This window comes from Sandarakinorhabdus sp., from assembly GCF_040398645.1.
Lineage (GTDB): Bacteria > Pseudomonadota > Alphaproteobacteria > Sphingomonadales > Sphingomonadaceae > Sandarakinorhabdus.
Map to the genome: position 1 here is coordinate 2,981 of NZ_JBBATR010000014.1, position 25,082 is coordinate 28,062.

20 protein-coding genes and 1 tRNA gene are annotated in these 25,082 nt (G+C 65.3%); 14 read left to right on the plus strand and 7 right to left on the minus strand.

Translation table 11 applies throughout. The annotated features are described in order from the left end of the window. Positions 1–327 (plus strand): CoA transferase (locus ABWP50_RS04955; protein ID WP_353216885.1); only part of this gene is annotated, 327 nt, incomplete at its 5' end. A 10-nt stretch (positions 328–337) separates the two neighbouring features. Here ABWP50_RS04955 and ABWP50_RS04960 read toward each other — a convergent pair. Together ABWP50_RS04960 and ABWP50_RS04965 are read right to left on the minus strand one after the other, a co-directional pair. Then, entirely contained in the window at positions 338–1,138 is an 801-nt protein-coding gene (locus tag ABWP50_RS04960) for a crotonase/enoyl-CoA hydratase family protein (RefSeq protein WP_353216886.1), read from the minus strand. Between the two features lie 210 nt (positions 1,139–1,348). After that, positions 1,349–3,265 carry an acyl-CoA dehydrogenase family protein gene (locus ABWP50_RS04965; RefSeq protein ID WP_353216887.1) on the minus strand — a complete coding sequence of 639 codons (1,917 nt, stop codon included), beginning with the start codon at positions 3,263–3,265 and terminating at the stop codon, positions 1,349–1,351. 111 nt (positions 3,266–3,376) lie between these two features. Here ABWP50_RS04965 and ABWP50_RS04970 point away from each other — a divergent pair, with 111 nt between their 5' ends. Further along, a complete protein-coding gene (locus ABWP50_RS04970) occupies positions 3,377–4,732 on the plus strand; it encodes an L-serine ammonia-lyase (RefSeq protein ID WP_353216924.1) in 1,356 nt (451 codons plus the stop codon). 1 nt (position 4,733) lies between these two features. Continuing rightward, a complete protein-coding gene (locus ABWP50_RS04975; RefSeq protein ID WP_353216888.1) occupies positions 4,734–5,516 on the plus strand; it encodes an enoyl-CoA hydratase/isomerase family protein in 783 nt (260 codons plus the stop codon). On the opposite strand, the gene ABWP50_RS04980 is transcribed toward ABWP50_RS04975, so the two are convergent. The 3 genes from ABWP50_RS04980 to ABWP50_RS04990 all read right to left on the minus strand — a co-directional run bounded on the left by ABWP50_RS04980 (position 5,517) and on the right by ABWP50_RS04990 (position 8,992). Next, on the minus strand, positions 5,517–6,743 hold the full coding sequence (locus ABWP50_RS04980) for an acyl-CoA dehydrogenase family protein (RefSeq protein WP_353216889.1): 1,227 nt from the start codon (positions 6,741–6,743) through the stop codon (positions 5,517–5,519). A 68-nt stretch (positions 6,744–6,811) separates the two neighbouring features. Beyond that, entirely contained in the window at positions 6,812–8,143 is a 1,332-nt protein-coding gene (locus ABWP50_RS04985; RefSeq protein ID WP_353216890.1) for an alkaline phosphatase family protein, read from the minus strand. Positions 8,144–8,182: 39 nt separating this feature from the next. Beyond that, positions 8,183–8,992: a glycosyltransferase family 2 protein gene (locus ABWP50_RS04990; protein WP_353216891.1), complete on the minus strand. Its 810-nt coding sequence runs from the start codon at positions 8,990–8,992 to the stop codon at positions 8,183–8,185. A 104-nt stretch (positions 8,993–9,096) separates the two neighbouring features. On the opposite strand from ABWP50_RS04990, the gene ABWP50_RS04995 reads away from it, so the two are divergent. The 4 genes from ABWP50_RS04995 (at position 9,097) to ABWP50_RS05010 (ending at position 13,659) form a co-directional block, all read left to right on the plus strand. Further along, positions 9,097–10,086: an aspartate carbamoyltransferase catalytic subunit gene (locus ABWP50_RS04995; RefSeq protein ID WP_353216892.1), complete on the plus strand. Its 990-nt coding sequence runs from the start codon at positions 9,097–9,099 to the stop codon at positions 10,084–10,086. After that, on the plus strand, positions 10,083–11,321 hold the full coding sequence (locus ABWP50_RS05000; protein WP_353216893.1) for a dihydroorotase: 1,239 nt from the start codon (positions 10,083–10,085) through the stop codon (positions 11,319–11,321). Before ABWP50_RS04995 ends, ABWP50_RS05000 begins: the two co-directional genes overlap by 4 nt. After that, positions 11,315–12,604, plus strand: coding sequence for an SPOR domain-containing protein (locus ABWP50_RS05005; RefSeq protein WP_353216925.1), 1,290 nt, complete (start codon positions 11,315–11,317; stop codon positions 12,602–12,604). The genes ABWP50_RS05000 and ABWP50_RS05005 overlap by 7 nt, the downstream gene beginning before the upstream one ends. A 236-nt stretch (positions 12,605–12,840) precedes the next feature. Continuing rightward, positions 12,841–13,659 (plus strand): GDSL-type esterase/lipase family protein, encoded by an 819-nt coding sequence (locus ABWP50_RS05010; protein ID WP_353216894.1) that lies wholly within the window; start codon positions 12,841–12,843, stop codon positions 13,657–13,659. Between the two features lie 55 nt (positions 13,660–13,714). Here ABWP50_RS05010 and ABWP50_RS05015 read toward each other — a convergent pair whose 3' ends face one another. Continuing rightward, the gene (locus ABWP50_RS05015) at positions 13,715–17,152 is read right to left on the minus strand and encodes an indolepyruvate ferredoxin oxidoreductase family protein (protein WP_353216895.1); all 3,438 of its coding nucleotides are present in this window, start codon (positions 17,150–17,152) and stop codon (positions 13,715–13,717) included. Between the two features lie 220 nt (positions 17,153–17,372). On the opposite strand from ABWP50_RS05015, the gene ABWP50_RS05020 reads away from it, so the two are divergent. From ABWP50_RS05020 to ABWP50_RS05040, 5 genes are all read left to right on the plus strand, one after another. Continuing rightward, positions 17,373–17,960 (plus strand): CHRD domain-containing protein, encoded by a 588-nt coding sequence (locus ABWP50_RS05020; protein WP_353216896.1) that lies wholly within the window; start codon positions 17,373–17,375, stop codon positions 17,958–17,960. Between the two features lie 115 nt (positions 17,961–18,075). Then, entirely contained in the window at positions 18,076–18,444 is a 369-nt protein-coding gene (locus ABWP50_RS05025; protein WP_502950980.1) for an ArsR/SmtB family transcription factor, read from the plus strand. A 15-nt stretch (positions 18,445–18,459) separates the two neighbouring features. Continuing rightward, the gene (locus tag ABWP50_RS05030) at positions 18,460–18,888 is read left to right on the plus strand and encodes an ArsI/CadI family heavy metal resistance metalloenzyme (protein ID WP_353216897.1); all 429 of its coding nucleotides are present in this window, start codon (positions 18,460–18,462) and stop codon (positions 18,886–18,888) included. Between the two features lie 436 nt (positions 18,889–19,324). Beyond that, positions 19,325–21,385, plus strand: a complete 2,061-nt coding sequence (locus ABWP50_RS05035; RefSeq protein WP_353216898.1) for a C1 family peptidase — start codon at positions 19,325–19,327, stop codon at positions 21,383–21,385. Beyond that, positions 21,385–21,681 carry a protease inhibitor I42 family protein gene (locus ABWP50_RS05040; protein WP_353216899.1) on the plus strand — a complete coding sequence of 99 codons (297 nt, stop codon included), beginning with the start codon at positions 21,385–21,387 and terminating at the stop codon, positions 21,679–21,681. The genes ABWP50_RS05035 and ABWP50_RS05040 overlap by 1 nt, the downstream gene beginning before the upstream one ends. Positions 21,682–21,693: 12 nt before the next feature. Here ABWP50_RS05040 and ABWP50_RS05045 read toward each other — a convergent pair whose 3' ends face one another. Beyond that, positions 21,694–23,385 carry a formate--tetrahydrofolate ligase gene (locus ABWP50_RS05045; RefSeq protein ID WP_353216900.1) on the minus strand — a complete coding sequence of 564 codons (1,692 nt, stop codon included), beginning with the start codon at positions 23,383–23,385 and terminating at the stop codon, positions 21,694–21,696. A gap of 181 nt (positions 23,386–23,566) precedes the next feature. On the opposite strand from ABWP50_RS05045, the gene ABWP50_RS05050 reads away from it, so the two are divergent. Together ABWP50_RS05050 and tig are read left to right on the plus strand one after the other, a co-directional pair. Further along, positions 23,567–23,651, plus strand: a tRNA-Leu gene (locus tag ABWP50_RS05050). Positions 23,652–23,712: 61 nt separating this feature from the next. Further along, positions 23,713–25,082: trigger factor (gene tig / locus ABWP50_RS05055; RefSeq protein ID WP_353216901.1), on the plus strand; the 1,370-nt coding region annotated here is incomplete at its 3' end.

A 25,082-nucleotide genomic window follows, 5' to 3' on the forward strand; every position in this document is an offset into this window, starting at 1 on the left:
GCCGAAGTGCAGCGGCTGGTGGCCGACCAGCCCGGCCTGCCGCTGATCGACCGGCTGGTGGCCGCCGGCGTGCCAGCCGGGCCGGTGAACAGCATCGCACAAGTGTTCGCCGATCCGTTCGTGGCGGCGCGGGGAACGGTGCATGAATTCCTGCGCGATGATGGTGTCACCATCCCCAGCGTAGCGTTTCCGGGCAAATTCTCCGCCACCCCCACCACCATGCGCCGCCCGCCGCCGCGCATGGGGGAGGATGCGGATGAGGTGCTGCGCGATTGGCTGGGGCGGGACGATGTGGACGCGTTGCGGGCTGACGGCGTGATCGGCTGATCGCGCCGGCTCAGCGGCCTGAAAAGCTTGGCGGGCGCTTTTCCAGAAACGCCGTCATGGCTTCGCGGTTGTCGTCTGTGGTGTGGGCCAGCGCTTGCATCGCCGCTGACATGTTCAGCACCGTGTCCAGGCTGGCAGTGCGGGCTTCCCAGAGCAGGCGTTTGGTCATGCGCACCGCCTGGGGCGGGTTGGCGGCGATGCGCAGCGCGATGGCGCGGGCGGCGTCCAGCAAATCGGCATCGGGCACCACGCGGCTGACCAGCCCGATGCGCAGCGCTTCGCCCGAATCGATCATGTCACCGGTCAGCGCAAGTTCGGCGGCCTTGGCGTGGCCGACCACATAGGGCAGCAGCCAGGCGCCGCCATCGCCGGGGATGATGCCCAGTTTCACGAAGCTTTCGGCGAATTTGGCGCTCTGGCCGGCGATGCGGATGTCGCACATGCAGGTCAGATCGCAGCCCGCGCCGATGGCCGCGCCGTTCACGGCCGCCACAATGGGCACCTCCAGCGCTGCAAAGGCGCGCGGCAGCCGTTGGATGCCGGTCAGGTAGTTGCGGCGGGTCTGGACCGGGCTGGCGCTGGCAAGCCCTTCACCGCTGGCCATCTTCCGCAGATTGCCGCCCGATGAAAAGGCGCTGCCGGCGCCTGTCAGGATGGCAACACGGGCATCAGGATCATTTTCCAAGCGCACCAGCGCCGCCAGGATCGCATCGACCATGTCGTCATCCGACACCGGATTGCGCAGTTCCGGCTGGTTCAGCGTCAGCGTGACGATTTGGCCATCGCGTTGGTAAAGAACATGGTCGGTCATTTCAATTTCCTGCGCCTTTTCATGAATTTGCCTGTCGGCCGCTGCGTCCCGACTCGGCGGTTTTCAGTTTTTCCAGTTTGGACGATTCATCCTGTACAGAGGAATTTTCAGGGGCCTGCCGCCGATGCTGGCCCGCGTCCCCAGTCAAGCTTGAGGTCAGCCTAGCGGGCACTGGGATGATGACAGGCTTTGGCACTGTAGGACAGGCCCTCACCGCACGCCCAACCCGCGCGCGATGATGCCGCGAAGGATCTCGCGGGTGCCGCCGCGCAGGGAGACCATGGGGGCGATGGCGGTGGTGGTTGCGATTGTAGCAAGGAGGCTGGGGGTCAGGCGATCGGGGGGCACATGGGGCAGCAGGGCGCGGGCAAGCTCGGGGATGGATTGTTCGAAGCTGGCGCCGAGATCCTTGACCATGGCCGCCTCCAGCGCCGGGTCCTCGCCCTGTTCAAGCAGGAAGGCCATGCCGCGCGCCATCAGGCGCAGCACCATCAGGTGGGCGGCGGCGCGGCCGATCGCCGGGTGCGCGGCCGGCGGTGCATCGGGGCCGAGCGCCGTGACCAGCGCTTCGAGCAGGACGAGGGTGGACAGGAAGCGTTCCGGGCCGGAGCGTTCGAAGGCGAGTTCGGACATGACCTGCGCCCAGCCATCGCCTTCGCGGCCGACAAGCGCGTCGGCAGGGACGAACACATTGTCGAAATGCACTTCGTTGAAATGATGATCGCCCATCAGATCGATGATGGGCCGGATGGTGATCCCTGGGCTGTCCATTGCGACAAGCAGTTGCGACAGGCCATGATGGCGTTCACCGGGCTGGGTGCGGCACAGCAGGATCATCCAGTGCGCCTTGTGGGCATAGGTGGTCCACAGCTTGGTGCCGGACACGCGCCAGCCGCCGGGCACCGGATCGGCACGGGTGGTGAGGGCGGCAAGATCGGAACCGGAGCCGGGCTCGCTCATGCCGATGCAGGCAAAGGCCTCGCCGCGGGCGATGGCGGGCAGCAGCGCGGCCTGCTGCGCCGGCGTGCCATATTTGAGCAGGAGCGGGCCGGTCTGGCGATCCGCGATCCAGTGGGCCGCGACGGGCGCGCCCGCCGCCAGCAACTCCTCGATCACCACCAGCCGCTCGAGCGCGCTGTTTTCATGGCCGCCAAGGGCCTTGGGCCAGGTCATGCCCAGCCAGCCGCGTGCGCCGAGCTTGCGGCTGAATTCCGGGCTGTGGCCGTTCCAGCTGTGAGCGCGGATTTCGGGCGGCAGGGCGTAGAGATTTTCGTCGGCCAGAAAGCTGCGCACTTGCGCCCGCAGCGCCGCATGCGCGGCCGTTTCGGCCACGACCGGGAAGCGGAAGCGGTCGCCGGTGCTGGCGGTCTCAGCCGTATCGCCCAGCGGCTCGTCGGTGACCAGCCGCCACAGGCTGCCACACTTCAGCACGTCGGCGCCAAGTTGCTGATGCCATAGATGCTCACTGCCCGCCGTGTCGCGCCGCTGCCACAAGGCGCGGGTGAACAGTTGCAGGCGATAATCTTCCGTCACGCCAATGGCGCCGTGCAATTGATGGGCCAGCGCCGCCACCACGCCGGCCGCTTCGCTGGCGCGGGCCTTGGCTGCGGCCACCATCGCCTCGTCCGAACTGGAAAGTGCCAGCCCCAATCCAAGCCCCGCCAGCCCAACCGCCGCGCCCGCTGCTGCCGTTTCGGCCGCCATCTGGGCAAGACTATGCTGTACCGCCTGGTTTTTGGACAAGGGCTTGCCGAACTGCTGGCGGGTCTGGGTCCAATCCAGCGTCAGCGCCAGCACCGTCTCGCACAGCCCGGCAATCTCCGCCGCCGCCAGCGCCGCCAGCCAATGCGTGCGCGGGAATATCGGGTTTGTCATTGCTTCGGCCAGCGGCCACGGCGCCCCCACCCGGCCATGGGCGCGGGCAATGGCCAAGATGGTGGCAGCGCCAAGCCCCGGCAGACCATCCGTTTCTGCTGAATATTCAGCCGCCAATGCCAGCGGCAGGCCGGCTGCTTCGATTACGTCCCAGCCGTCCGCCACCTGCCCGGCGCGGGCCTGGCGCAGGCGGGCATCGCTGGCTTCATGGGCCAGCATGCGGCTGGCCTGATCGATCACTACGGTGTCCATAGGGATAGTTTAGGCTGGCCGGCCGGCGCTGCACAGGCTGGGCATTGCGGCAGGACAATTTTGCCGGCTGGCCGGTTGCGACGCACACGCCGCTGGGGCAGGGTGCTGCGGATGTTATCGGTGCTCGACATGTTCCGGGTGGGGGTGGGGCCATCCAGTTCACACACCGTGGGGCCGATGCGCATCGGCGGCCGCGTGCGCCGCAGCCTGGCAGCGCAGGATTGGCCAGCCGGCGCGCGGCTGGTGGTGACCTTGCAGGGCAGCCTGGCCTTTACCGGCCATGGCCACGGCACGCTGCGCGCCGCCGCGCTTGGCCTGCTGGGCCATGAGCCCGAAACCATCGACATGGCGGCGGCGGAGCTTGATCTGGCGGCGCTGCACAGCGGCGGCCGATTGCAGGTGGAGGGGCGCACGGTGCACTTCGCGCCGGACGCCGATATCCGGCTCGATTATGACACACGCGATCTGCTGCATCCCAATGCCATGCAGGTGGTGGTGGTGCACGGCGATGCGGTTTTGCTGGCGCAGGATTGGTATTCCACCGGCGGCGGCTTCATTGCAAGCCGCCGCCAATTGGAACAGGCGGCAGACGATGATCGAGTCTCGGCGGGCGCCGCGGTGCCGCATCCATTTGGCAGCGCGGCCGATCTGCTGGAGGTTGCGCAGCGACTGGGCCTGGCCTTTGATGCCATCATCCTCGCCAACGAAGCGGCGATGCGGCCGCCTGAGCTAACCTTGCTGGGGCTGGACCGCATCGCAGCGGTGATGATGGCCTGCATCGATCGCGGCTTGACCACATCTGGTATCCTGCCCGGCGGGCTGAAGGTGGAGCGGCGCGCACCGCAACTGTGGCGGCAGGTGCAGGACGGCCGCAGCCGCAACGAGCCGGAGCGATTGTTCGATCTGCTCAATGTCTATGCGATGGCGGTCAACGAGGAGAATGCCGCCGGCGGGCAGGTGGTGACAGCGCCCACCAATGGCGCGGCCGGCATCATCCCGGCGGTGATGCGCCATTATTGCGAAACCACCGCGCAGCAGCGGCGCTTTTTGCTGACCGCGGGCGCGATCGGCCTGCTCTACAAGCAGCGCGCATCGATTTCGGGTGCGGAAATGGGCTGCCAGGGCGAAGTGGGCGTGGCCTGTTCGATGGCAGCAGCCGGATTGGCGGCGATTTGGAATGCCAGCCCGCAGCAGGTGGCGAATGCGGCCGAAATCGGCATGGAGCATAATCTGGGGCTGACCTGCGATCCGGTGGGCGGGCTGGTGCAGATCCCGTGCATCGAACGCAACGCCATCGGCGCGGTAAAGGCCGCCAATGCCGCCCGGCTGGCGCTGCACCGGCCGGGGCAAGGGCGCGTCACCCTGGATGAAGTGATTGAAACCATGCGCCAAACCGGTGTGGATATGAGCCACAAATACAAGGAAACCAGTCAGGGTGGGCTGGCTGTCAACGTGGTGGAATGTTGATATGATCACATTGGATATGAACGGCGCCGTCGCCATCATCAGCCTGAACCGCCCTGAGCGCCGCAATGCGCTGACCCAGGCCATGCTCGGCGATATCGAACGCATTGCCGACGATCTGCGCGGCCGGGCCGATGTGCGCGCCGTGGTGCTGCGCGGCGAAGGCAGTGATTTTTCCGTGGGTGCCGATATCAGCGACATGCAGGCGCGGCTGGCCGATCCGGCGCCGCTGGCGCTGGCGCGGCGCAGTGCGCAGCTGGGCGCGCGGGTGATGCGCGCGCTAATGGGCATTGATCAACCGACCATTTGTGCCCTGCAGGGTGTGGCCACGGGCGGCGCGATGTGCATGGCCACGGCCTGCGATTTCCGGCTGGCGGCCACGGGCGCACGGCTTGGCTATGGCGAAGTGAAGATCGGCATCAACCTGATGTGGAATGCGCTGGGGCCGCTGGTGGCGCTGATCGGCCCGGCGCGTGCCAAGCGCATGGTCATGACCGGCGCGCTGCTGGATGCCGATATGGTTTACGGTTGGGGTCTAGTCGATGAGGTGGTGCCAGCCGCCGAGCTGGATGCGCGCGCGCTGGCGCTGGCGAGCGAATTGGCCGGGCTGCCGCCGCTGGCAGTGCAGATGATCAAGCGCAGCATCAACGCCGTTGCGCACGCGCTGGATGGAGCCATACTGCACGCTGATGCCGATCAATGGCTGCTGGCCACCCAAAGTGCGGACTTTGCCGAAGCGCTGATAGCATTTCGCGAAAAGCGCCCCGGACAGTTCAGCGGCAATTGATCAGCTGTTCCGGCGCGCCAGATATTGCCACAGGATGCCGCGCTGGATTTCGTTGGTCCCGGCATAGATTGATCCGGCGCGGTCGTTGAAATATTTGGGCAGGGCTTTGGCTGCCCATGCCGGGCCGACACCCCAAGTCTGACCTTGGCCATCGGTCGGCGCCGTGTAATCCGGCACCGCGCCGCCGGGCAGGGTCAGGTGCGGTTGATAGGCCGGGGCGTAGGGCAGGGCGGCTTCGACTTCCAGTTCGGTCAGGCGCTGGCTGAGTTCAGTGCCGAGGATTTTCAGCGCGCTCGCCATCGGGCCGGGTGCTGCGCCATTTGATAGCCCGGCGTTGAATTGCAGTTCCAGCGCATCCAGCGCTTCGATTTCCATGCGCAGGCCCGCGATGCGGCCGTTCATGGTGACGGGCAGCTGCGCCTCGGCCAGATGCCGCTGCAGGGTGGCAACACGCTGCACCATGCCGGGGGCATAGGCGTGGCCGCCGCGTTCGAACTCCATCAGATATTTGGCCACCGTCCAGCCATCATCGATCTGGCCCACCACATTGGCTGCCGGCACCCGCACGCCATCGAACATCACCTGATTCTGCACATGTTCGCCCGATAGCGAAATGATCGGCCGCACGGTCACGCCGGGGGATTTCATGTCGATCAGCAAGAACGTGATGCCCAGTTGCGGCTTTTGCAGGCGGCTAGTGCGCACCAGGCAGAAAATCCAGTCGGCATGATGAGCGTGTGTCGTCCAGATCTTGGCGCCGGTGCAGATGAAATCATCGCCGTCCCGTTCGGCCTTCATCTGCAGCGATGCCAGATCGGAGCCTGAATTGGGCTCGCTATAGCCTTGGCACCAGAATTCATCGCCAGCCAGCATCGGCGGCAGGAACCGCTGTTTCTGCGCTTCGCTGCCATAATGCAGCAGCACCGGCCCGCACATCCCCAGCCCCATCGGAGACAGCGGCGGCGCGCCGGCCATGGTGGTTTCGCGCGCAAAAATATAGCGGCGCGCCACCGACCAATCGCAGCCGCCATCGGCAACCGGCCAGCTTGGCGCCACCCAGCCCTTGGCGTGGAGTTTTTTCTGCCAGGCCAGCGCAATGTGCGGCGGCGCATAGACGCTGGTCATGCCCGCAGTTGCCGCGCGCAGATCGGGCGTGAGTTCATTGTCCAGAAACTCACGAACCTCGGCTTGAAACGCCAGGTCGTCATCGCTCCAGTTCAGCTGCATCGCCGGTCTCCCTTTGGCGGCAGCATGAACGCAGCCGGCGCGCTGCGCACCCGGCTGTTTTGGAGGGGTCAGAACGCTGGCGGCAATTCTGCATCGCGCAATTTGACGCCGATCCTGGCGGCGACAGCCGGCGCGATGCTGCGCATGTCGATCACCCCCAGATCCTTGCCGGCGGCAATTCCCGGCCCGTTGGCGATCAGGCTGGCGCGCATGGCGGGCACATCGGGGAAATAGCCGTGCATGCCGTGCGTCGTGGTCGGTTCGCCTTGCACAATCATTGGGCCTGCGCCCGCCAGACGATTGCCCATCAGCCAACCCGGCTTGCAGTTCACCCAGAAGGCGGCATCGGCGCTGCCGCCGGCCGCTGCAATGGCGGCGCTGTCCAGCACACGGTCGATGCCGGCATCTGGATCTCGCGCGGCTTGCGCCAGCACCGCGGCAACGCGCGCTGTCAGCGCCGCATCACCCGGCCGGGCCAGCCGAATGGCCGCGCTGCCGCCCGCCGTCCATGGGATGGCATCCCAGCTGGCGATGCCGGTGCCATCGGCGGTCAGGCGGATCAGGCCGGCCTTGATGAACGGCGCAAACAAATTGGTGGTGCGGCTGGTGGCGGCAAAGCCGTGATCGGACACGATCACCACCAGAGTTTGCGGATCAACGGCCCGCGCCGCTGCCACGATCTTGCCAACGGCGGCATCGATGCGCACCAATATCGCCCGCGCCGCTGCGCTGTCCGGCCCGGCTTCGTGCTGCTCATGATCGAACGCGGTCAGATACACCGTGGCGAAATCCGGCTGGGTGCGGCGGATGAGCGCGATGGCATGGGCAGCGCGGGCTTCATCGGCTGCAATGGATTCGTCGATGCCGGGCGGATAAGGCCCGGCTTCGGCAACCAGCGCAGCCGGCAGGCCGGGCGTGGCCAGCGCCGCGATCAATTTGTCATCATCCGGCGTGCCGGTGCGCCAGATTTGCGGCAGATTGGCGGCCAGGCCGGACAGGCCAACGCTGGTCGGCCAATGCACGTTGATCACCCGCTTGCCGCCGCCAACAGCGGCCTGCCACAAGGTGTGTGCCTGCACATCGCTGGCATACCAATACCAGCCTTCGTTGTTGCGGCGCAGCGGATCGAAGGTGAGATTGTTGGCGATGCCATGGCGCCGCGGTGCCGTGCCGGTCATCAAGGTGGCGTGGCTGGGATAGGTGACGGTGGGCAGCACGCCGGTCACCGCCGCGCCGGTGCCGCCGGCGGCGAGGCCGCGCAAGGCTGGCAGATCAAGCCCATTGTCCCGCCGCTGCCATTCGACCGGGCGCAGGCCATCGATGGCGATCATCACCACCGGCGCAGCGCGGGCCGGCGCAGCAAGAAAAAGGGCGAGGAGGGTGAGCGGGCGCAGGATCATGCCGCCTGCATGCCGCAGCGATGTTGCAGCCGCGTGACGCTATTCCCAATCGCGGATGCGCAGGCCAGCTTCGAACATGCCGCGCGCGCGCAGCCGGGGACCAAGAAAGCGGTAGAAAAACCAGTCCTTCACGGCAAACGGCGTGAGGGCATAGAGCAGCCGCTCGGTCAGGTTCCAGCGCACATGGCTGTTCTGGATGCGGCGCGGCGCTGGCCAGCACACATGATCGGCAGCGTGGGTAAGCCGGCCCTGCTTGCACATGCGGTGGATCAATTCATGGTCATAGAGCACAAAGGGCCACGCATCGCTTTTGGGGCCGCCGGCCGCCAGCAGCGGGCTGAGCCGGAAACACTGCCCGAAGGTACCTGTGTGGCCCTGGCCGGTGAGCAGACTGGCGGTGATCGCCATGCGGCGGCGGATCACGCGGTTTTTGAAGGAATTGCCGTCGCCATAGATATCGAACGCCTGGCAACCAACAATGCGCTGGTCATCGCCCAGTAAGGCATCGGCGCGGCTGATGTAATGCGGCGGATAATATGTGTCTGCATCCCAATAGGCGATGTTGCTGGCGCCCAGCTCGCGGGCAATCGCCGTGCCCCGGCGCAGCGCGCAGGTGTGGCCTGGCGCGGTTTCGCTCACCAGCATGGCGCGGCTGTGCCCGGCGATGGCTGCTGCCACCAGCGCCGCGCTGCCGTCGCTGGAGCCGTTGTCAACGCACACCAGCATGATGTCGGTGCGGTCCTGCGCCAGCGCGCAAGCGATTGTGGGCGCGATGAAGCGTTCCTCGTTGTAAAAGGCGATGACGATGACCCATTTGGGAGTCCAGCCGGGGGGATTGCTTCGCGCCATGGCCGCGAGCTTTACTGCGCAGCCCCGGTTGCAGCAACCGGACTGTGCCGCGCGGCTTACTGCAGGGTTGCCCGACGCTGCTGCCAGCGATAGGGGTTGCGGCGATGGACAGCGCCCCCTCCGCCGCAATCTTGCCCAACGGCGCGCCCGCGTTTCCGCACGCGCATCTGCTCGGCATCGCGGCGCTGAAGCCGTGGGAAATCGTCTTTCTGCTCGACGAAGCCGAACAATGGATCGAAACCAATCGTTCGGCGCCGGCCCGTCACGCCGATCGGCTGCGCGGTCTGACGCAGATCAATGCGTTTTTTGAAAACAGCACCCGCACACTGCTCAGCTTTGAAATCGCCGGCAAGCGCATGGGCGCTGACGTGGTCAATCTCGGCATTTCGGGCTCCAGCCTGAAAAAGGGCGAAACGCTGCTCGATACCGCGTTGACGCTCAATGCCATGCATCCGGACATGATCGTAATCCGCCATGCCTCATCGGGCGCGGTGCAACTGATTTCGGAAAAGGTCGATTGCCCGGTATTGAATGCCGGCGATGGCCGCCACGAACACCCCACGCAGGCGCTGCTGGATGCGCTGACGATCCGGCGGCGCAAGGGCCGCATTGCCGGCCTGCGCGTGGCAATTTGCGGGGATATATTGCACAGCCGCGTTGCCCGTTCGAATTTTCAGCTGTTGGCCAGCTTGGGCGCCGAGGTGCGGGCGGTGGCACCGCCCACGCTGCTGCCTGATGGCCTGGATGGCTATGCCGTCACCAGCTTTACCGATATGGATGCCGGGCTGGACGGCGCTGATGTGGTGATGATGCTGCGCCTGCAAACCGAGCGCATGGCCGGCGCCTATGTGCCCAGCCCGCGCGAATATTTCCGGTTTTATGGCCTGACCGAAGCACGATTGGCGCGGGCGGCCAGCGATGTGCTGGTCATGCACCCCGGCCCGATGAACCGCGGTGTGGAGATTGAAGGCGCGATCGCCGACGATATCGCCCGCAGCGCGGTGACCGAGCAGGTGGAATATGGCGTGGCCGTGCGCATGGCCTGCCTGGATGTGATCACCCGCCGGCGGCGCGGGATTGCCGGCTGGTCATGATTGCACCCCAGCCCATTGCCATTACGGGCGGCCGCGTTATCTGCCCGGCCAGCGGCCACGACGGCGTCGCCACCATATTGCTGCAGGACCGGGTGGTCGCCAGCATCGGCCAATTCGAACCGCCCAGCCACGCCGTGCACATCGATGCGCGTGGGCTGGTGGTGGCGCCGGGCATCATCGATGTCGGCGTGTTTCGCGCGCATCCGCCGGCCTGCCATGCCGGCGGCATCACGCGGGTGGTGCTGATGCCCGATCAATCGCCGCCGCTTGATGACCCGGCGCTGGTTGCCTATGCGCAAGGATCGGGCAAGCCTGACGTGTGGGTGCATCCGCTGGCGGCGGCAACGCGCGGGCTGCTGGGCGAGGAACTGGCCGAAATCGGCCTGGCGCAAGCGGCGGGCGCGGTTGGCGTGGCCACCGGGCGCGGCGCGATCGCCGATGCGCGGGTCATGCACCGGCTGCTGGCTTATGCCCGCGCCTTTGGGCTGACGGTGGTTGCCCACGCCGAAGATCCGGCCTTGACTGCGGGCGCGGTGGCCACGGCCGGCGAATATGCCACGCGGCTCGGGCTGGCTGCCGCACCGGCCTTTGCCGAGGCGATGGCGATCACGCGCGATTGCCGGCTGGCGCAGGCCACGGGCGCGGCCTTGCATATTCGCCAGGTCACCACCGCCGAAGGGCTGGCAGCCGTGGCCGCCGCCCGTCACGCCGGCGTGGACGTAACGGCCGGCATCACGCCGGCGCATCTGCTGCTCAACGACATGGCGGTGTCGGGCTTTCGCAGCTTTGCGCGGCTGTCGCCGCCGCTGCGCGATGAACGCGACCGGCTGGCCGCCATCGAAGGGGTGCGCAGCGGCATCATCGATATCCTGGCATCCGGCCATGATCCGCAAAGCCAGGAAGACAAGCGCCAGCCCTTTGCCGATGCCCGCGCCGGCATGGCCGGCGCGCAAACGTTGCTGGCGCTGGGATTGGGCCTGGTGCGTGACGGCGTGATTGATTTGCCGCGCCTGATCGCCATGCTCAGCTGGAATCCGGCCCGCCGCTTTGGTCTGGTCGCCGGAACGCTGCAACTGGGCGCGCCCGCCGACCTTGTGGTCTTTGATGAACACGCACCCTGGCGTATCGATGGCCGGGCGTTCGAAGGCGCTGGCAACACGCCATTCGACGGCCTGCCGACATTTGGCCGGGTGCGCATCACGATAAAAGGCGGAGAGTTGGTTTGGCAGTGTTGAAACCGATTGGGTTGCGGGCGATTGGCGCGTTGCTGGTGCTGGCCCTGGTGGCCGGGGACCCGGCGCTTGCCGCATCCCGCAAGAAGAAAAAGGGCAAGCGGTCCAGCCGCCCGGCCGCCGCTGCCCCGGCGCGGGCCACCCCGCCGCAGCCATCGGTTCGCGAAGGCGTAGAATTGTGGCGCGCTGGCAAATGGGATGCCGCCGTCAACATGTGGCAGCCATTTGCGCAAGACGGCGATGCCGATGCCATGTTCAACATGGGCCAGGCCTATAAATTGGGTCGCGGCGTGGTGCAGGACAAGGCGAATGCCCGCGATTGGTATCGCCGCGCCGCCGTGAAATCACATCTGCCGGCGCAGGCCAATCTGGGTATCTTGCTGTTTCAGGCCACCGAAAAGGCCGAAGCGGTGCGCTGGCTGAAATCCGCCGCCGATCGCGGCGAGATGCGGGCGCAATATGTGCTGGGCATCGTGCACTGGAACGGCGACGGCGCGGCAAAATCCATGCCGTTGGCCTATGCCTATCTGGTGCGTGCCGCCGCCCAGGGGCTGCCCGAAGCCACCAAGGCCCTCAATGAGCTATCGCAGGCCATCGCGCCGCTGGACCGCGCCAACGGCTGGCAGATCGCCACCGCTCTGGCCAATGGCAGCGGTGTGCCCAGCCAGTTTCAATCGGCGATCCTGCCGCCGCCGCTCGATGCGCCCGGCGCGCCGCCGCCGCCGGTCATGGTGATTGCCGCCGCCGGGTCGCCGCCGGATCGCGCCCCCGGCGCCAGCAGCACCGCCGCGCTCAACGCCGCAGCTTTACAGGCCGCTGGGCAGGCCGCTGGCCAGGCTGCCGGCAATGGGCCGGGCCCAGATACCGTCGGCCAGGCCGCGATGGGATCAGCGCCGCCGGAAACAGCCGACACCCCGCCGCCGGTTCTGGCCGCGGCGCCCGTGCGGCCGCCGGTGTCGGTGCGGCTGGCCGAAAAAACACCGCCCAAACCGGAGCCAAAGCCCAAGCCCGAACCCAAGAAGAAAGCCCCGCCGCCGCCGCCACGGGAAACCGGTTGGCGCATCCAGCTTGGCACTTACCCCAACCAGAAAACCGCTCAGCAGGCCTGGACCAAACTCGCCGCGGCCAACCGCAGCGCCACCAAGGGCCTCAATCCGCATTTCGGCAAGTTCGGCAGCAATTACCGCCTGCAAGTCGGCAGCTTTCCCACCCGCGACAAGGCCATGGACGGTTGCAAGACCCTGGAAATCGCCAAGAACGGCTGCTTCGCACTCGATATCGATTGAGTGGCCGCGCGCGGCCGGGGCGCTGCCCCACTCGCATCCGTTTTCGTGCGCGCTCGCCCGGCAAATGCACAGTGGACGCTGCCGAAGGCCAGCATCCACTGTGCAGCCGGCGCTGCTTTTGGCATCATGGGTATTCGAATTCTGATGGATGCTGGCCCTCGCCAGCATGACAGCCAGGGGAACCGCGTTTCTCCCCACACTTGACGGCGCGCGGTGGATGAAAGACCCTCGCTGCCATGCATGTTGTTTTCCCCCGTCGCCGCAACGCGACCAGCCTGCAACGCTGTGCGTTGGCGGCACTTGCTGCGTTTACGCTGGTGATGGCCGGCACATCGCTGGCAGCGCAGGAACCGGCGCAGGAACCGGCGCAGGAAGCGGCTCCGGCTGTGGACGCCTGCAAGACCGTTGGGCAGCCGGCCGGGCGGCCCGGGCGCGTTCGTCCGCCGGCAGACTGGGCGTGGCTGTGCCGCTACCGCGCGGACAATGAGCGCTTGCGCTCGGCTGGAGTGCGGCCCAAGGGCGTGTTCATCGGCAGCTCCATTATCCAGGGCTGGCCAGCCGCCGATCCGGATTTCTTCGCCCGCGGCCGGGTGGGCCGCGGCATCGCCGGGCAGGCTTCGGCCCAGATCCTGTTGCGGTTCCAGCAGGATGCAATTGCATTGCAACCGCGCTACATCCATGTTCTGACCGGTACCAACGATATCGCGGGAAATGATGGTGCGCTCGATCTGAAAAGCCTTGCCGGCAATGTCCAGATGATGATCGCGCTGGCCAAGCAACACGACATCAAGCTGTTCGTCGGCAGCATCCTGCCGGCGGACCGTATTTACTGGCGCGAGCAGGCCAATGTCGCTGCGCGCATCCAAGCCGCAAACGAATTGCTGAAGGGCTTGGTGACGCGCGAAGGCGCTGAATTCATCGATTATACCCCGGCGCTTGCCACCGATGGCGGGGCAATGCGGCCCGAATTCACCGTCGACGGCGTTCACCCCAATGCCGCCGGCTATGCGGCCATGAAGCGTGTGGCCGCCCAGCACCTGCCGGATATGCGCTGACCGGGCATCTTGGCCAAACCCCGCATCTACTGCGGGGTGCCACGCCCGCTATCCTTCAGGCCGCCGCTTGGGCTGCCATTCCCGGCCATTTCGCCCACAACGCCACGCGGCGCACCGCAACTTCATCGCGCGCCTTGGCCTTCACCGGGCCGAAGCCGCGCACGTCCATCGGCAGCCGGGCGATAGCGAGAGCCAGGCCGATGTTGGCGGGGTTCACGTCGGTGCAGAGGCGTTCGATGTCGGCCTCATAGGCGGCGATGTCAGCGCGTTCATGGCGGCGTTCTTCGCTGTAGCCGAATGGATCGAGGCGGCTGCCGCGCAAGCCCTTGAACTTGGCGAGCACGGCGAACGCCTTGAAAATCCACGGGCCAAAGCTGATTTTCTTGGGGCGGCCGGTGGCGGGATCAAGGCGGCTGATCAGCGGCGGCGCCAGCAACACGCGCGGTTTGCCGCCGCTGAATTGGGCTGCATATGACGCTTCGAAGCGGCCATCGCTGTAGAGGCGGGCGACTTCATATTCGTCCTTGTAGGCCATCAGCTTGTAGAGGCTTTTGGCGACGGCTTCGGCCAGGGCGTCACCGCCGGCGGCCCTGGCCTTGGTGACTTGGGCCGTGAAGCGCTGTGCATAGGCGGCATCCTGATAGGCGGTCAGGTCGGCTTCGCGCTTGGCGATCATTTCGGGCAGGGTGGTGGCTGGCGGTTCCGGCTGCGGCCCGCGTGTGGCCTCAACAAGGGCGAGCACCTTGTCGGGGCGTGTGGCGAGCAGGCGGCCAAGCGCAAAGGCCTTCTTGTTGAACGGGATGGCGACGCCGTTCAGTTCGATGGCGGCTTCGATGCTCTGGCGTTTCAGCGGGATCAGGCCCTTTTGCCAAGCATAGCCCATCAGCAGGATGTTGCTGCCGATGGCATCGCCAAGCAGCGCGGTGGCGACGGTATCAGCCGCAATGAAATCGCAGGCGTTGGGGTTGGCGGCCTTGCGGATGGCGCGTTCGACAGCGGCGGTACGGAAATCGAAATCGCGGTTGCGCACGAAATCGCTGGTGGGGGCGATATCGGCATTGGCGACCACGGCGGTGCGGTTGGGCACCATCAGTGTCTGGGTCGGCTTGTCGGCGGCGACCACCGCGTCGCAGGCCAGCACCAGATCGGCGCTGCCGGCCATGATGCGCGGCGACAGCAGATCATTCGGCGATGCCGCGATGCGGACATGGCTGTAAACGGCGCCGCCTTTTTGGGCGAGGCCGGCCATATCGGCGGTCGTGCTGGCCAGGCCCTCGATATGCGCGGCGGTGCCGAGCAGGGCCGACACGGTGAGCACGCCGGTGCCGCCGATGCCGGTGACCATGATGTTGTAGCCAGCACCCGGCGCCGGCGGGTGCGGTTCGGCCACGCCTTCAAGATCGAAATCCGCCTTGGATTTCTTCACCTGGGCATCATCAACCGTGACAAAGCTGGGGCAGAAGCCCTTCACGCAGCTATAATCCTTGTTGCAGCTGGATTGGTTGATGCGGCGCTTGCGGCCAAATTCGGTTTCGACAGGCTCTACCGAAACGCAATTGGATTGCACCGAACAATCGCTGCAGCCTTCGCAGGTGGCGGTGTTGATGAAGATGCGGCGGGCGGGATCGACCATCTGTTGGCGCTTGCGGCGGCGGCGCTTTTCGGCAGCGCAGGTCTGGTCGAAAATGATGACGGTGCAGCCGGGGGTGGCGGCAAATTCGTCCTGAATGGCGGGCAGGGCGCTGCGATCGAGCAGGCGCACGCTGGCCGGGATGGCCACGCCCTTGTAGCGAGCGAGATCTTCGGTGAGGATAACGACCTTCTTGGCGTGTTCGGCCAGCATCTGCTGCGCAATCTGATCGACGCTGATTTCGCCGTCGTGCTTCTGGCCGCCGGTCATGGCGACGGCGTCGTTGTAGAGGATCTTGTAGGTGATGTTGACGCCGGCCGCGATGGATTGGCGGATGGCGAGCAGGCCGGAGTGGAAATAAGTGCCGTCGCCCAGATTGGCGAACACGTGATTTTCGCTGACGAACGGCGCTTCGCCGACCCAGGTGACGCCTTCGCCGCCCATTTGCGTGAAGGTTTCGGCGCGGTCCATCCACATCGCCATGATGTGGCAGCCGATGCCGGCCAGGGCGCGCTGGCCCTCGGGCGGCTTGGTGCTGGTGTTGTGCGGGCAGCCTGAGCAGAAATAGGGGCTGCGCTTGACCGGGGTTTCGTGGGCGGCGGCTTTGCCGGCCTGGTCGCGGAAGAAGGCCAGCGCGGCGGTGATGCGCGGCGTGTCGTGGAAATGCTGCAGGCGCGCCGCGATCACGTGCGCAATCACGCCGGGGGTCAGCTCATTGTCCGGGCTGAGCAGCCATTCGCCGCGCTCGTCGTTCTTACCGATGACGCGCGGGCGCACGGATTCGCGCCAGTTGTACAATTGCCATTTCAGCTGATGCTCGATGAATTCGCGCTTTTCCTCGATGACCAGCACTTCTTCCAGGCCCTCGGCAAAGGCGCGGATGCCGGTGGGCTCCAGCGGCCATGGCATGCCGACCTTGTAGACCTTGAGGCCGATGGCGGAGGCGACGCTTTCGGTGATGCCGAGTTCGCTGAGGGCTTCCATCGTGTCGGCATAGGCCTTGCCGGTCGATACGATGCCCAGACGCGGGCGCGGCGAATCCCACACCACGCGGTCGATGGCGTTGGCCTTGGCAAAGGCCATGGCGGCAAAGCCCTTGTAGCGTTGCAGGCGCGTGTCTTCCTCACGCCAGATGTCGCCGGGGCGGATGTGCACGCCGCCATCGGGAAATTCGAAATCGGGGATGATGATGGTGCGGTTTTCGTAAGCCAGATCGATGGTGGCGCTGGTTTCCACCGTGTCGGCGGTGGCCTTGAAGCCCACCCAGGTGCCGGCAAAACGGCTCATGGCGATGCCGAGCAGGCCGTAATCAACAAATTCCTGCACGCTTGACGGGCTGAGGAACGGCACGAACGCGGCTTGGAAATTATGGTCGCTCTGGTGCGGCAATGTCGAGGATTTGGCGCCGTGATCGTCGCCCACAATTGCCAGCACGCCGCCATATTGGGACGTGCCGGCGGCGTTGCCGTGCTTGAGCACATCCATGGCGCGGTCAAGGCCCGGCCCCTTGCCATACCAGATGCCAAACACGCCGTCTTTGGTGGCTGTGGGGTTCAACGCCACATGCTGGGTGCCCCACACGGCGGTGGCGCCCAGCTCTTCGTTGATGCCCGGCACGAAGTGAATATCCTGTTCTTTCAGGAATTTCTTGGCGCGCCACAATTCCTGATCATAGCCGCCCAGCGGCGAACCGCGATAGCCGGAGATAAAGCCCGCCGTGTTCAGCCCGGCAGCGGTATCGCGCCATTTTTGCACCAGTGGCAGCCTGACCAAGGCTTGCACACCCGACATGAACACCCGGCCATCGCGAAAACGATATTTGTCATCCAGACTGACGGGCGGCAAGCCAGCAACCATGATCATTCCTAAAAAGCCCGCGGAAAATGCCGCGATTTTGGTCAGCAATACTGACCTTTATTACCAGTGGCAAGGGGTGGAGCACGGCTTGGCCGGGTGCCCGTCTTTCCAATTCTGATCCCGCGTTGCTCAGCCGATGCCCGGCCGTAAATCATGCCGCAGTTGACCATGATGCGCCCGGCGTTAACCATAATCATGGAGGCATCAACCTTCGAAGGGGATACACATGGTTGTTAGAAATATTCTTGGCTTGGCCGTAGCGGTTAGCTTCTGCTCGGCAGCGGCATTGGCAGCACCGCCGCCGGCACCGCAATATGATACGGTACTGCGTGGCAGCAACGAAACTACGCCCAATGCCAGCACGGCAGTGGGCTATGCCACAGTGCTGCTTAGCGGCAACACGATCGATTTCGTGATCAAGTTCAATGGTTTGACCACCAACCTGGCAGCAGGCCATGTGCATTGCTGCGCACTTCAGGGTGCCAATGCAGGTGTGGCGATCGATTTTGCGCCGGTGGGCTTTGGAAAAAGCGGCACACTTACCCGCAGCTTCGATCTGACCAACGCGGCCACTTACACCAACGGTTTTCGCAATGGTGCCGGTGGCGGTTCTGCTGCCGGGGCACAGGCTGCGTTTCTGGCCGGCCTGAACTCCGGCAAAGCCTATATTAACCTGCACAACTCGGCGTTTCCGGGCGGTGAAATCCGCGGAAACCTGGGCGCAGTGCCGGAACCGGCCAGCTGGGCGATGATGATCGCTGGCTTTGGCTTGGTGGGCACCAGCCTGCGTCGCCGCCGCGCCGCGATGGCCTGATCACTATCAGCCTGTTGATGCTTGGATCTGATCGGCCCGGTGCACCACCGGGCCGATTTTTTGTGGGTGCGCCGCTGCAAGGCTGATTGTCCTGCTGGATTCTGCCTGGCAGGGCTTGCGCGATATCGCTGATTTCGGTATTTCGGCATTCATGGAAGAATTGAATGCCATCGCGGCCTTTGCGGCTTTGTCACAGCCGACGCGGCTGGCGGTATTTCGCGCGCTGGTGCGGGCCGGGCCAGACGGTGTGGCCGCCGGCGCATTGGCTGAACTTGTGGCGGTGCCAGCCTCCACCTTGTCGTCTCATCTGAAATTGCTTGAACATGCCGGGCTGGTGACATCGCGGCGATTGTCCCGGCATATCTTTTATGCCGCGCGTTTTGATACGGCGCGCGCATTGATCGAATTTTTGATGGAGGATTGCTGCGCAGGGCATCCGGCCATTTGCGGGCCAGTCCCCGCCGTCCAAGCGGCCTGCGCCTGACCAAAGGAACCGGTAATGAAGCGATTGCATGTGCATGTTGGGGTGACCGATCTGGCCGCGTCCATTCAATTTTATTCGACGATGTTCGGCGCGCAGCCGACCGTGCAAAAGCCGGATTATGCCAAGTGGATGCTGGATGATCCGCGGGTGAATTTCGCCATCAGCCACGGCCGCGAAGGCAGCAGCGCCGGCGGTGTGTCGCATCTGGGCGTGCAGGTGGAAACCGCTGATGAATTGGCCGACGTCAGCGCACGTCTGGCAGCAGCCGGGCGCCCGGTGCTGGATGAAGGCACCACCACCTGCTGCTATGCCAAATCTGAAAAAAGCTGGATCAGCGATCCCGATGGCGTGGTGTGGGAGGCATTTTTGACCATCGGCGAATCCACCGACTATGGCACCGCCGCTGCGCTGGGCAGCCTGGCCCCCACCCCAGTTACTGCTTGAGCGGTGATCTGTATCGGACGTGGCTTTCTGGGTCCAAACTGGATGGCCGTGTCAATCCGCACCCGCTGGCGCTGCTGGCGGCGTGCGCGGCGGGGTATGGTCCAGCCGCCGACACCGGCCAATTGCGCTTCGCAGGCCGCCAACGCACAGTAATTGCCGGTCATTGATCGGGGGCCGACAGCAAGCGGCCCAAACCGGCTGCTGTTGATCAGCCCTGCCGAACACACCGGCTTGGCGAATGATCTTGTTCAACCGTGCAATATGTTAATATTTTTGTCTATCTTACATGACAAAAATTACATTCTTCCGCCAGCAAGATCCGATTTGGTGTTTCCTGCATGCAGTGTTAGCCTCCGCTTCAGCCGCACTTGATCGGCTGTTGCGGGCGGCCTTCGGCCTAGACGCCGACGCTGCCCCTCTTGGGGAGTGAGCGTCTATGGCACGTCCGACAATCTCGGTGATCCGGCAGGAGATCAGCACGCGCAGGCTGCGCTGGGAGGCACGCGAACTACCGGCGGATTTCAAGCCGCGCGGGCTTGGCTACGAACCGTCCGATCCTGAGGCCAACCAGGCCGCGCTGGCCAATGCCCAGCGGCTGATGCTGACGCGCATGCCGACGATTTTTGCCGCCGATTCAATGCGCAGCCCGCTGACGTTGCAGCCGGGGCTGATGTCAGGGCCGCAATCGGGGTTGGGGCAGAGCCAGCAGGCGCTTTCGGCGCCGGGGTCCAACCGCCCGCGCAAGTTTGACTGGCGGGATCGCGGCGTCGTCGGCCCGGTGACCGATCAGATGTCCTGCGGCAGCTGCGTGTCGTTCGCTGCGGCCGGGATGATCTCGGTGATGGCGGCGATCGAACAGGCGGTCACCCCGCCCGATCTGTCCGAAGCCGATTCGCATTTCAACAGCAGCCATGGCCCCAGTTGCGGCGGCTGGAACAACAACACCTGTCTTAACCAGGCCCGCACCCGCGGCATCGCGGCCGAAACCGATTTGGCCTACACCGCTGCGTTCGACAGCCCGCCAGTGCTCGATCCGGCCCGTACCGATGGCTTGTGGCTGCCCCGTGTCCGGGCCATCGCAGACCGCAACCGCAAGGTCTACAAGATCACCGAAGTCACGGCGTGGACCGGCGATGCGCGCAAGACCTATCTGGCCAATGTCGGCCCGCTGATTTGCGGCTTCACGGTGTTCGAGGATTTCGACGCTTACAACGGCGGTGTCTACAGCCATGCCACCGGCGCGGTGCGCGGCGGCCATGCTGTGATGGTTGTCGGCTACGATGACGATGCTGGCTGCTGGATTTGCCGCAACAGCTGGGGAACTGGCTTTGGCGGCCCCGCCCGCGCCGATGGCACCGGCGCCGGCTATTTCAAGATCGCCTATGGCGACAGCAATATCAGCGCGCAGGCATTTTATGGCTGCCAGGGCGTGATCCCGCCGGCCAGCAGCAAATGGCGCGGCTGGTGGCCGGTTGCCGGCGGTGTGGCGGCGCCCAACGTCTCGGTGTTCGGCGTTTCGCGGTCCCGCGATCATCTCGATATAACCGTGCCGGGCACGGATCACGGCACCTATACCGCGGCCTGGGAGCCTGCTTTCACCGATGGCTGGCACGGTTTTTGGCGGATACAGGGCGGCGTGGTGGCACCGGCCACCAGCATCACCATGGTGACCCGCAGCGCCAACCGGCTGGATGCCTTTTGCGTGGGGACCGACAACGGCACCTACACTGCCGGCTGGGCACCGGGGCAGCCAAAATGGGGCGGCTGGTGGCGCGTGCAGGGCGGCGTGGCAGCGCCCGGCACCACCGTGCACGGCGTCAGCCGCAGTGCCGACAAGCTCGATATTTTCTGCGTGGGTTCCGATCGCGGCACCTACACCGCTGCATGGCAGCCCGGCGACACCAGCTGGCGTGGCTGGTGGCGGGTGCGGGGCGGTGTGGCGGCACCCGGCACCAGCGTCACCGCCGTCAGCCGGCGGCCGGATTTCCTCGATATCTTCTGCGTGGGCAGCGATCAGCGGGTTTATACCGCCGCGTGGAAGCCGGGCGACGCCAATTGGCGCGGCTGGTGGCCAGTGGCCGGCGGGGTGGCAGCACCGCGCACCAGCGTGTTTGGCGTGTCGCGCGGGCTCGACAAGCTGGACATTTTTTGTATCGGCACCGACATGCAGGTTTACACGGCGGCTTGGGCTGCGGGTGACACCAATTGGCGCGGCTGGTGGCCGGTGGGCCATTTCAAGGCAGCACCGGGCACCAGCGTGTTTGCCGTTTCGCGCTCGGCCGATCGGCTGGATATCTTTGCGGTTGGCCAGGATGGCGGCATCTATTCCGCCGCCTGGGCGCCGGGCATGCAGAAATGGCGCGGCTGGTGGCGGATATTGGAGGGTGCTGCCGCACCGATGACCATGGTCACGGCGGCGGTGCGCGCACCTGATTTTCTGGATATCTTTGCCGTGGGTACCGATCACCGCGTCTACACGGCAGCCTGGCGGCCGTGATGCCGCCGGTGGTGATCGAAGGGCCCGCCGGTGCAGCAATCACGCTGCCGCTGCCGCGCGGGCCCGCCACTGGTTATGATTGGCTGCTCACCTTGCCCAGCGGCGTGGTGCAGATTGCCGACACGCCTCCTGCCGCTGCGCCAGCCACTGGGCCGGGGCAATTGGGCGATGCGGCCGGCGGGCACGTGACGGTGCGCGCCGTGCCGGGCCGCTATCGTATCACGGCGCGGTTGGCGCGGCGATGGGCGCCTGACCAGCCGGTGCAGACCGTGGAGATCGACCTGGCGGTGAAATAGCCGCAGCGATGGTCAGGCAAGCCCCTCGATGCGGCCCTGCGCATCGAGGTGGATGACGTTTGCCGCCGGGGCCCTGGGCAGGCCGGGCATCGTGGCGATATCACCGCACAGCGCCACGATGAAGCCGGCGCCGGCAGCGAGGCGCAATTCGCGGATGGGCAAATCATGGCCGAAGATCGCACCGCGGACTTTTTCATCGGCCGTGAAGCTGTAGGGTGTCTTGGCGAGGCAGACCGGTAGGTTGGCGAGCCCTTCGGCGCGCAAGGCGGCGAGTTGTTTTTGCGCGGCCGACGACAGGGTGACGCTGCCGGCGCGGTGGATGTTGGTGGCGACGATATTGAGCGCATCAAGCACGTCGCTGCCGCTGGGATAAAGCGGGGTGAAATTGGCGTGCGGATCGATGTTGGCGTCGGCCAGCGCGGCGACAGTGCGGGCCAATGCCTCCGCGCCAACCGGGCCGTCCGCCCAGTGGCGGCAGAGGTGGGCCGGGACATGCAGCGTGTCCTGGCAATGGGCCAGCACCTGATCCTGTTCGCTGGCGTGATCATTGGCGAAGGCGTTGATGGCCACCACCACCGGCATACCAAACGCACGCAGGTTTTCGACATGGCGAGCCAGCACGTCGAGGCCGCGATTCAGGGCTGCGGCGTCAAGCGTGCCGAGATCGGCCAGCGCCATGCCGCCATGATATTTCAAGGCGCGCACGGTGGCGACAACCACGGCCACTGCGGGTGCCAGGCCAGCCGAGCGGCATTTGATATTGCAGAATTTCTCCGCGCCCAGATCAGCACCAAAGCCGGCTTCGGTCACGGCAAATTCGCCCAGCGCCAGCGCGGCGCGGGTGGCGATCACGCTGTTGCAGCCGTGGGCGATATTGGCAAATGGCCCGCCGTGGATCAGCGCAGGGGAACCGTGGATGGACTGCACCAGATTGGGCTGCATCGCCTCCACCAACAGTGCCGCCATCGCGCCGGCCGCGCCGATATCGCCCGCCGTGACGGGATTGCCGGCGGTATCGCGGGCAACGCGGATACGGGCCAGCCGCACCTGCAGATCGGACAGATCATCGGCCAGGCACAGGATCGCCATCACTTCGGAGGCCACGGTGATATCAAAGCCGGTTTCGCGCAGCGGGTGATTGCCGCTGCCCATGCCTGTCACAATCTGGCGCAGGGCGCGGTCGTTCATGTCCAGCACGCGCCGCCAGGTGACCGTGCGCGGGTTGATGGCGGCGCCTGATGGCATCGGTGCCGCGAAATGCACGGCATTGTCGATCATTGCGCTGAGCAGATTGTGCGCCGAGGTAATGGCGTGAAAATCGCCGGTGAAATGCAGGTTGATCTTTTCCATCGGCAGCACCTGCGCCTGGCCGCCGCCGGTCGCGCCGCCCTTGCGGCCAAACACCGGGCCCAGCGATGGCTCACGCAGCGCGATCAGGGCGCGGCGGCCGATATGATTAAGGGCATCAGCGAGGCCCACCGTTGTCGTGGTTTTGCCTTCCCCGGCCGGCGTTGGGTTCACCGCTGTCACCAGCACCAGCTTTCCGGGCAACCGATGGACACCATTTGCCAGCGCTTTCGCCGAAATCTTGGCGATATGATGCCCATAAGGCTCGATGTCGGTTTCTGCGAGGCCAAGCCCGGCCGCGATCTCGCGGACCGGGCGCATGACAGCGGCCCGCGCGATTTCGATGTCTGATGCCATGTTGCCCCCGGTTCTGGCCGTTTTTCGCCCTGCCTTGCCTGCCTACACTGCGCCAGTGATGCCGCAAAGCCGGCTGCTGGCGGCGCAAGCCTCGCAGGGGTGCAAGTTTGCACAATCCCGGGCTTTGCCGCCTTGCGCTGGCTGGTGACGTTGGTATAGGCCGACGCTTCGATCCCCGGGTGCGGGCGTGGCGGAATTGGTAGACGCGCCGGATTTAGGTTCCGGTGTCGAAAGACGTGGGGGTTCGAGTCCCTTCGCCCGCACCAAAATTCGCTGCTGGCGCTTGGGGTTATGTTATTCGATTTTCACAGGAAGACGGGTTTTTCGATGCAGATTGCCGAAATCACCAACCAGGGCCTGCGCCGCGCTTATTCGCTGCTGATTCCGGCCGATGCCATCGCCGCCCGGGTTGAAGCGCGTTTGGCTGAAGTGGCCAAGACCATCAAGATGCCCGGCTTTCGTCCCGGCAAGGTGCCGCCAAATCTCGTCAAGAAAATGCACGGCGCTGCCCTGCGCGGTGAAGCGCTGCAGGCGGCGCTGAATGACGGCGTCAATCAGGTGATCAGCGAGCATGGCCTGCGCCCGGCCACGCAGCCGACCGTGGATGTCGATGGCGAACTGCCCGATGATGGCGATGCGCGTTTCACCGTGAATGTCGAAGTGTTGCCGACGATCGCCGACGTGAAGACCGATGATCTTGCGCTGGAAAAACTGGTGGTGCCGGCTGATGACGCCGCCATGGACAGCGCGCTGGCGCGGCTTGCCGATTCTTCGCAGCGCAGCGAACCTGCGCCAGAAGGCCACGAAGCCGCCACCGGCGACACTGTGGTGATTGATTTTGAAGGCAAGGTTGCCGGCGTGCCGTTTGATGGCGGCAAGGGCGAAGCCATGCGGGTCAAGATCGGCTCCGGCCAGTTGATCCCGGGTTTTGAAGACCAGTTGATCGGCGCGACCCTCGATGAGCAGCGCGTGCTGAACGTGACGTTCCCGGGTGATTATGGCGCTGCCAATCTCGCGGGCAAGGATGCGCAGTTTCATGTGACCGTGACCGGCGTGGAAATTCCAACCGAGACGGCGCTGGACGATGAGTTTGCCAAGGGCTTTGGCCTTGATAGCCTGGACGCACTCAAGGAAATTCTGAAAGATCAGCTGGATACGGAGCTGGGCGGCCTGTCGCGCACCTATCTCAAGCGCAAGCTGCTCGACACGCTGGCATCGCGCCATGATTTCGATGTGCCGGAATCGATGGTAGAAGCCGAATTCAAGCAGATTTGGGAAACCCTGGAAGCCGAAGCGGCGCGTGACAGTGATCCCGAGGGCTCCAAGGCCCAGATCGAGGCCGAGCGTGAGGATTATCGCCGCATTGCCGTGCGCCGTGTGCGTCTGGGCTTGCTGCTGTCCGAAATCGGCCAGCGCAACGGCATCACCGTGTCGCAAGCCGAAATGAACCGCCTGATCGGGCAGGAAGCGACCCGCTATGCCCCGGCCGAGCAGCAGAAGGTTGTGAAGTTCTTCCAGGAAAACACCATGGCCGCTATGCAGCTGCGCGCGCCGCTGTATGAAGATAAGGTGGTGGATTTCTTGATCAGCACCGCCCAGATCAACGAGCGCAGCGTCACCCGCGCCGAGCTGGAAGCCGCGATCGAAAGCGACGATGAATCGCCCAGCACAATGCATGGGCATGTTCATGGCCCGGA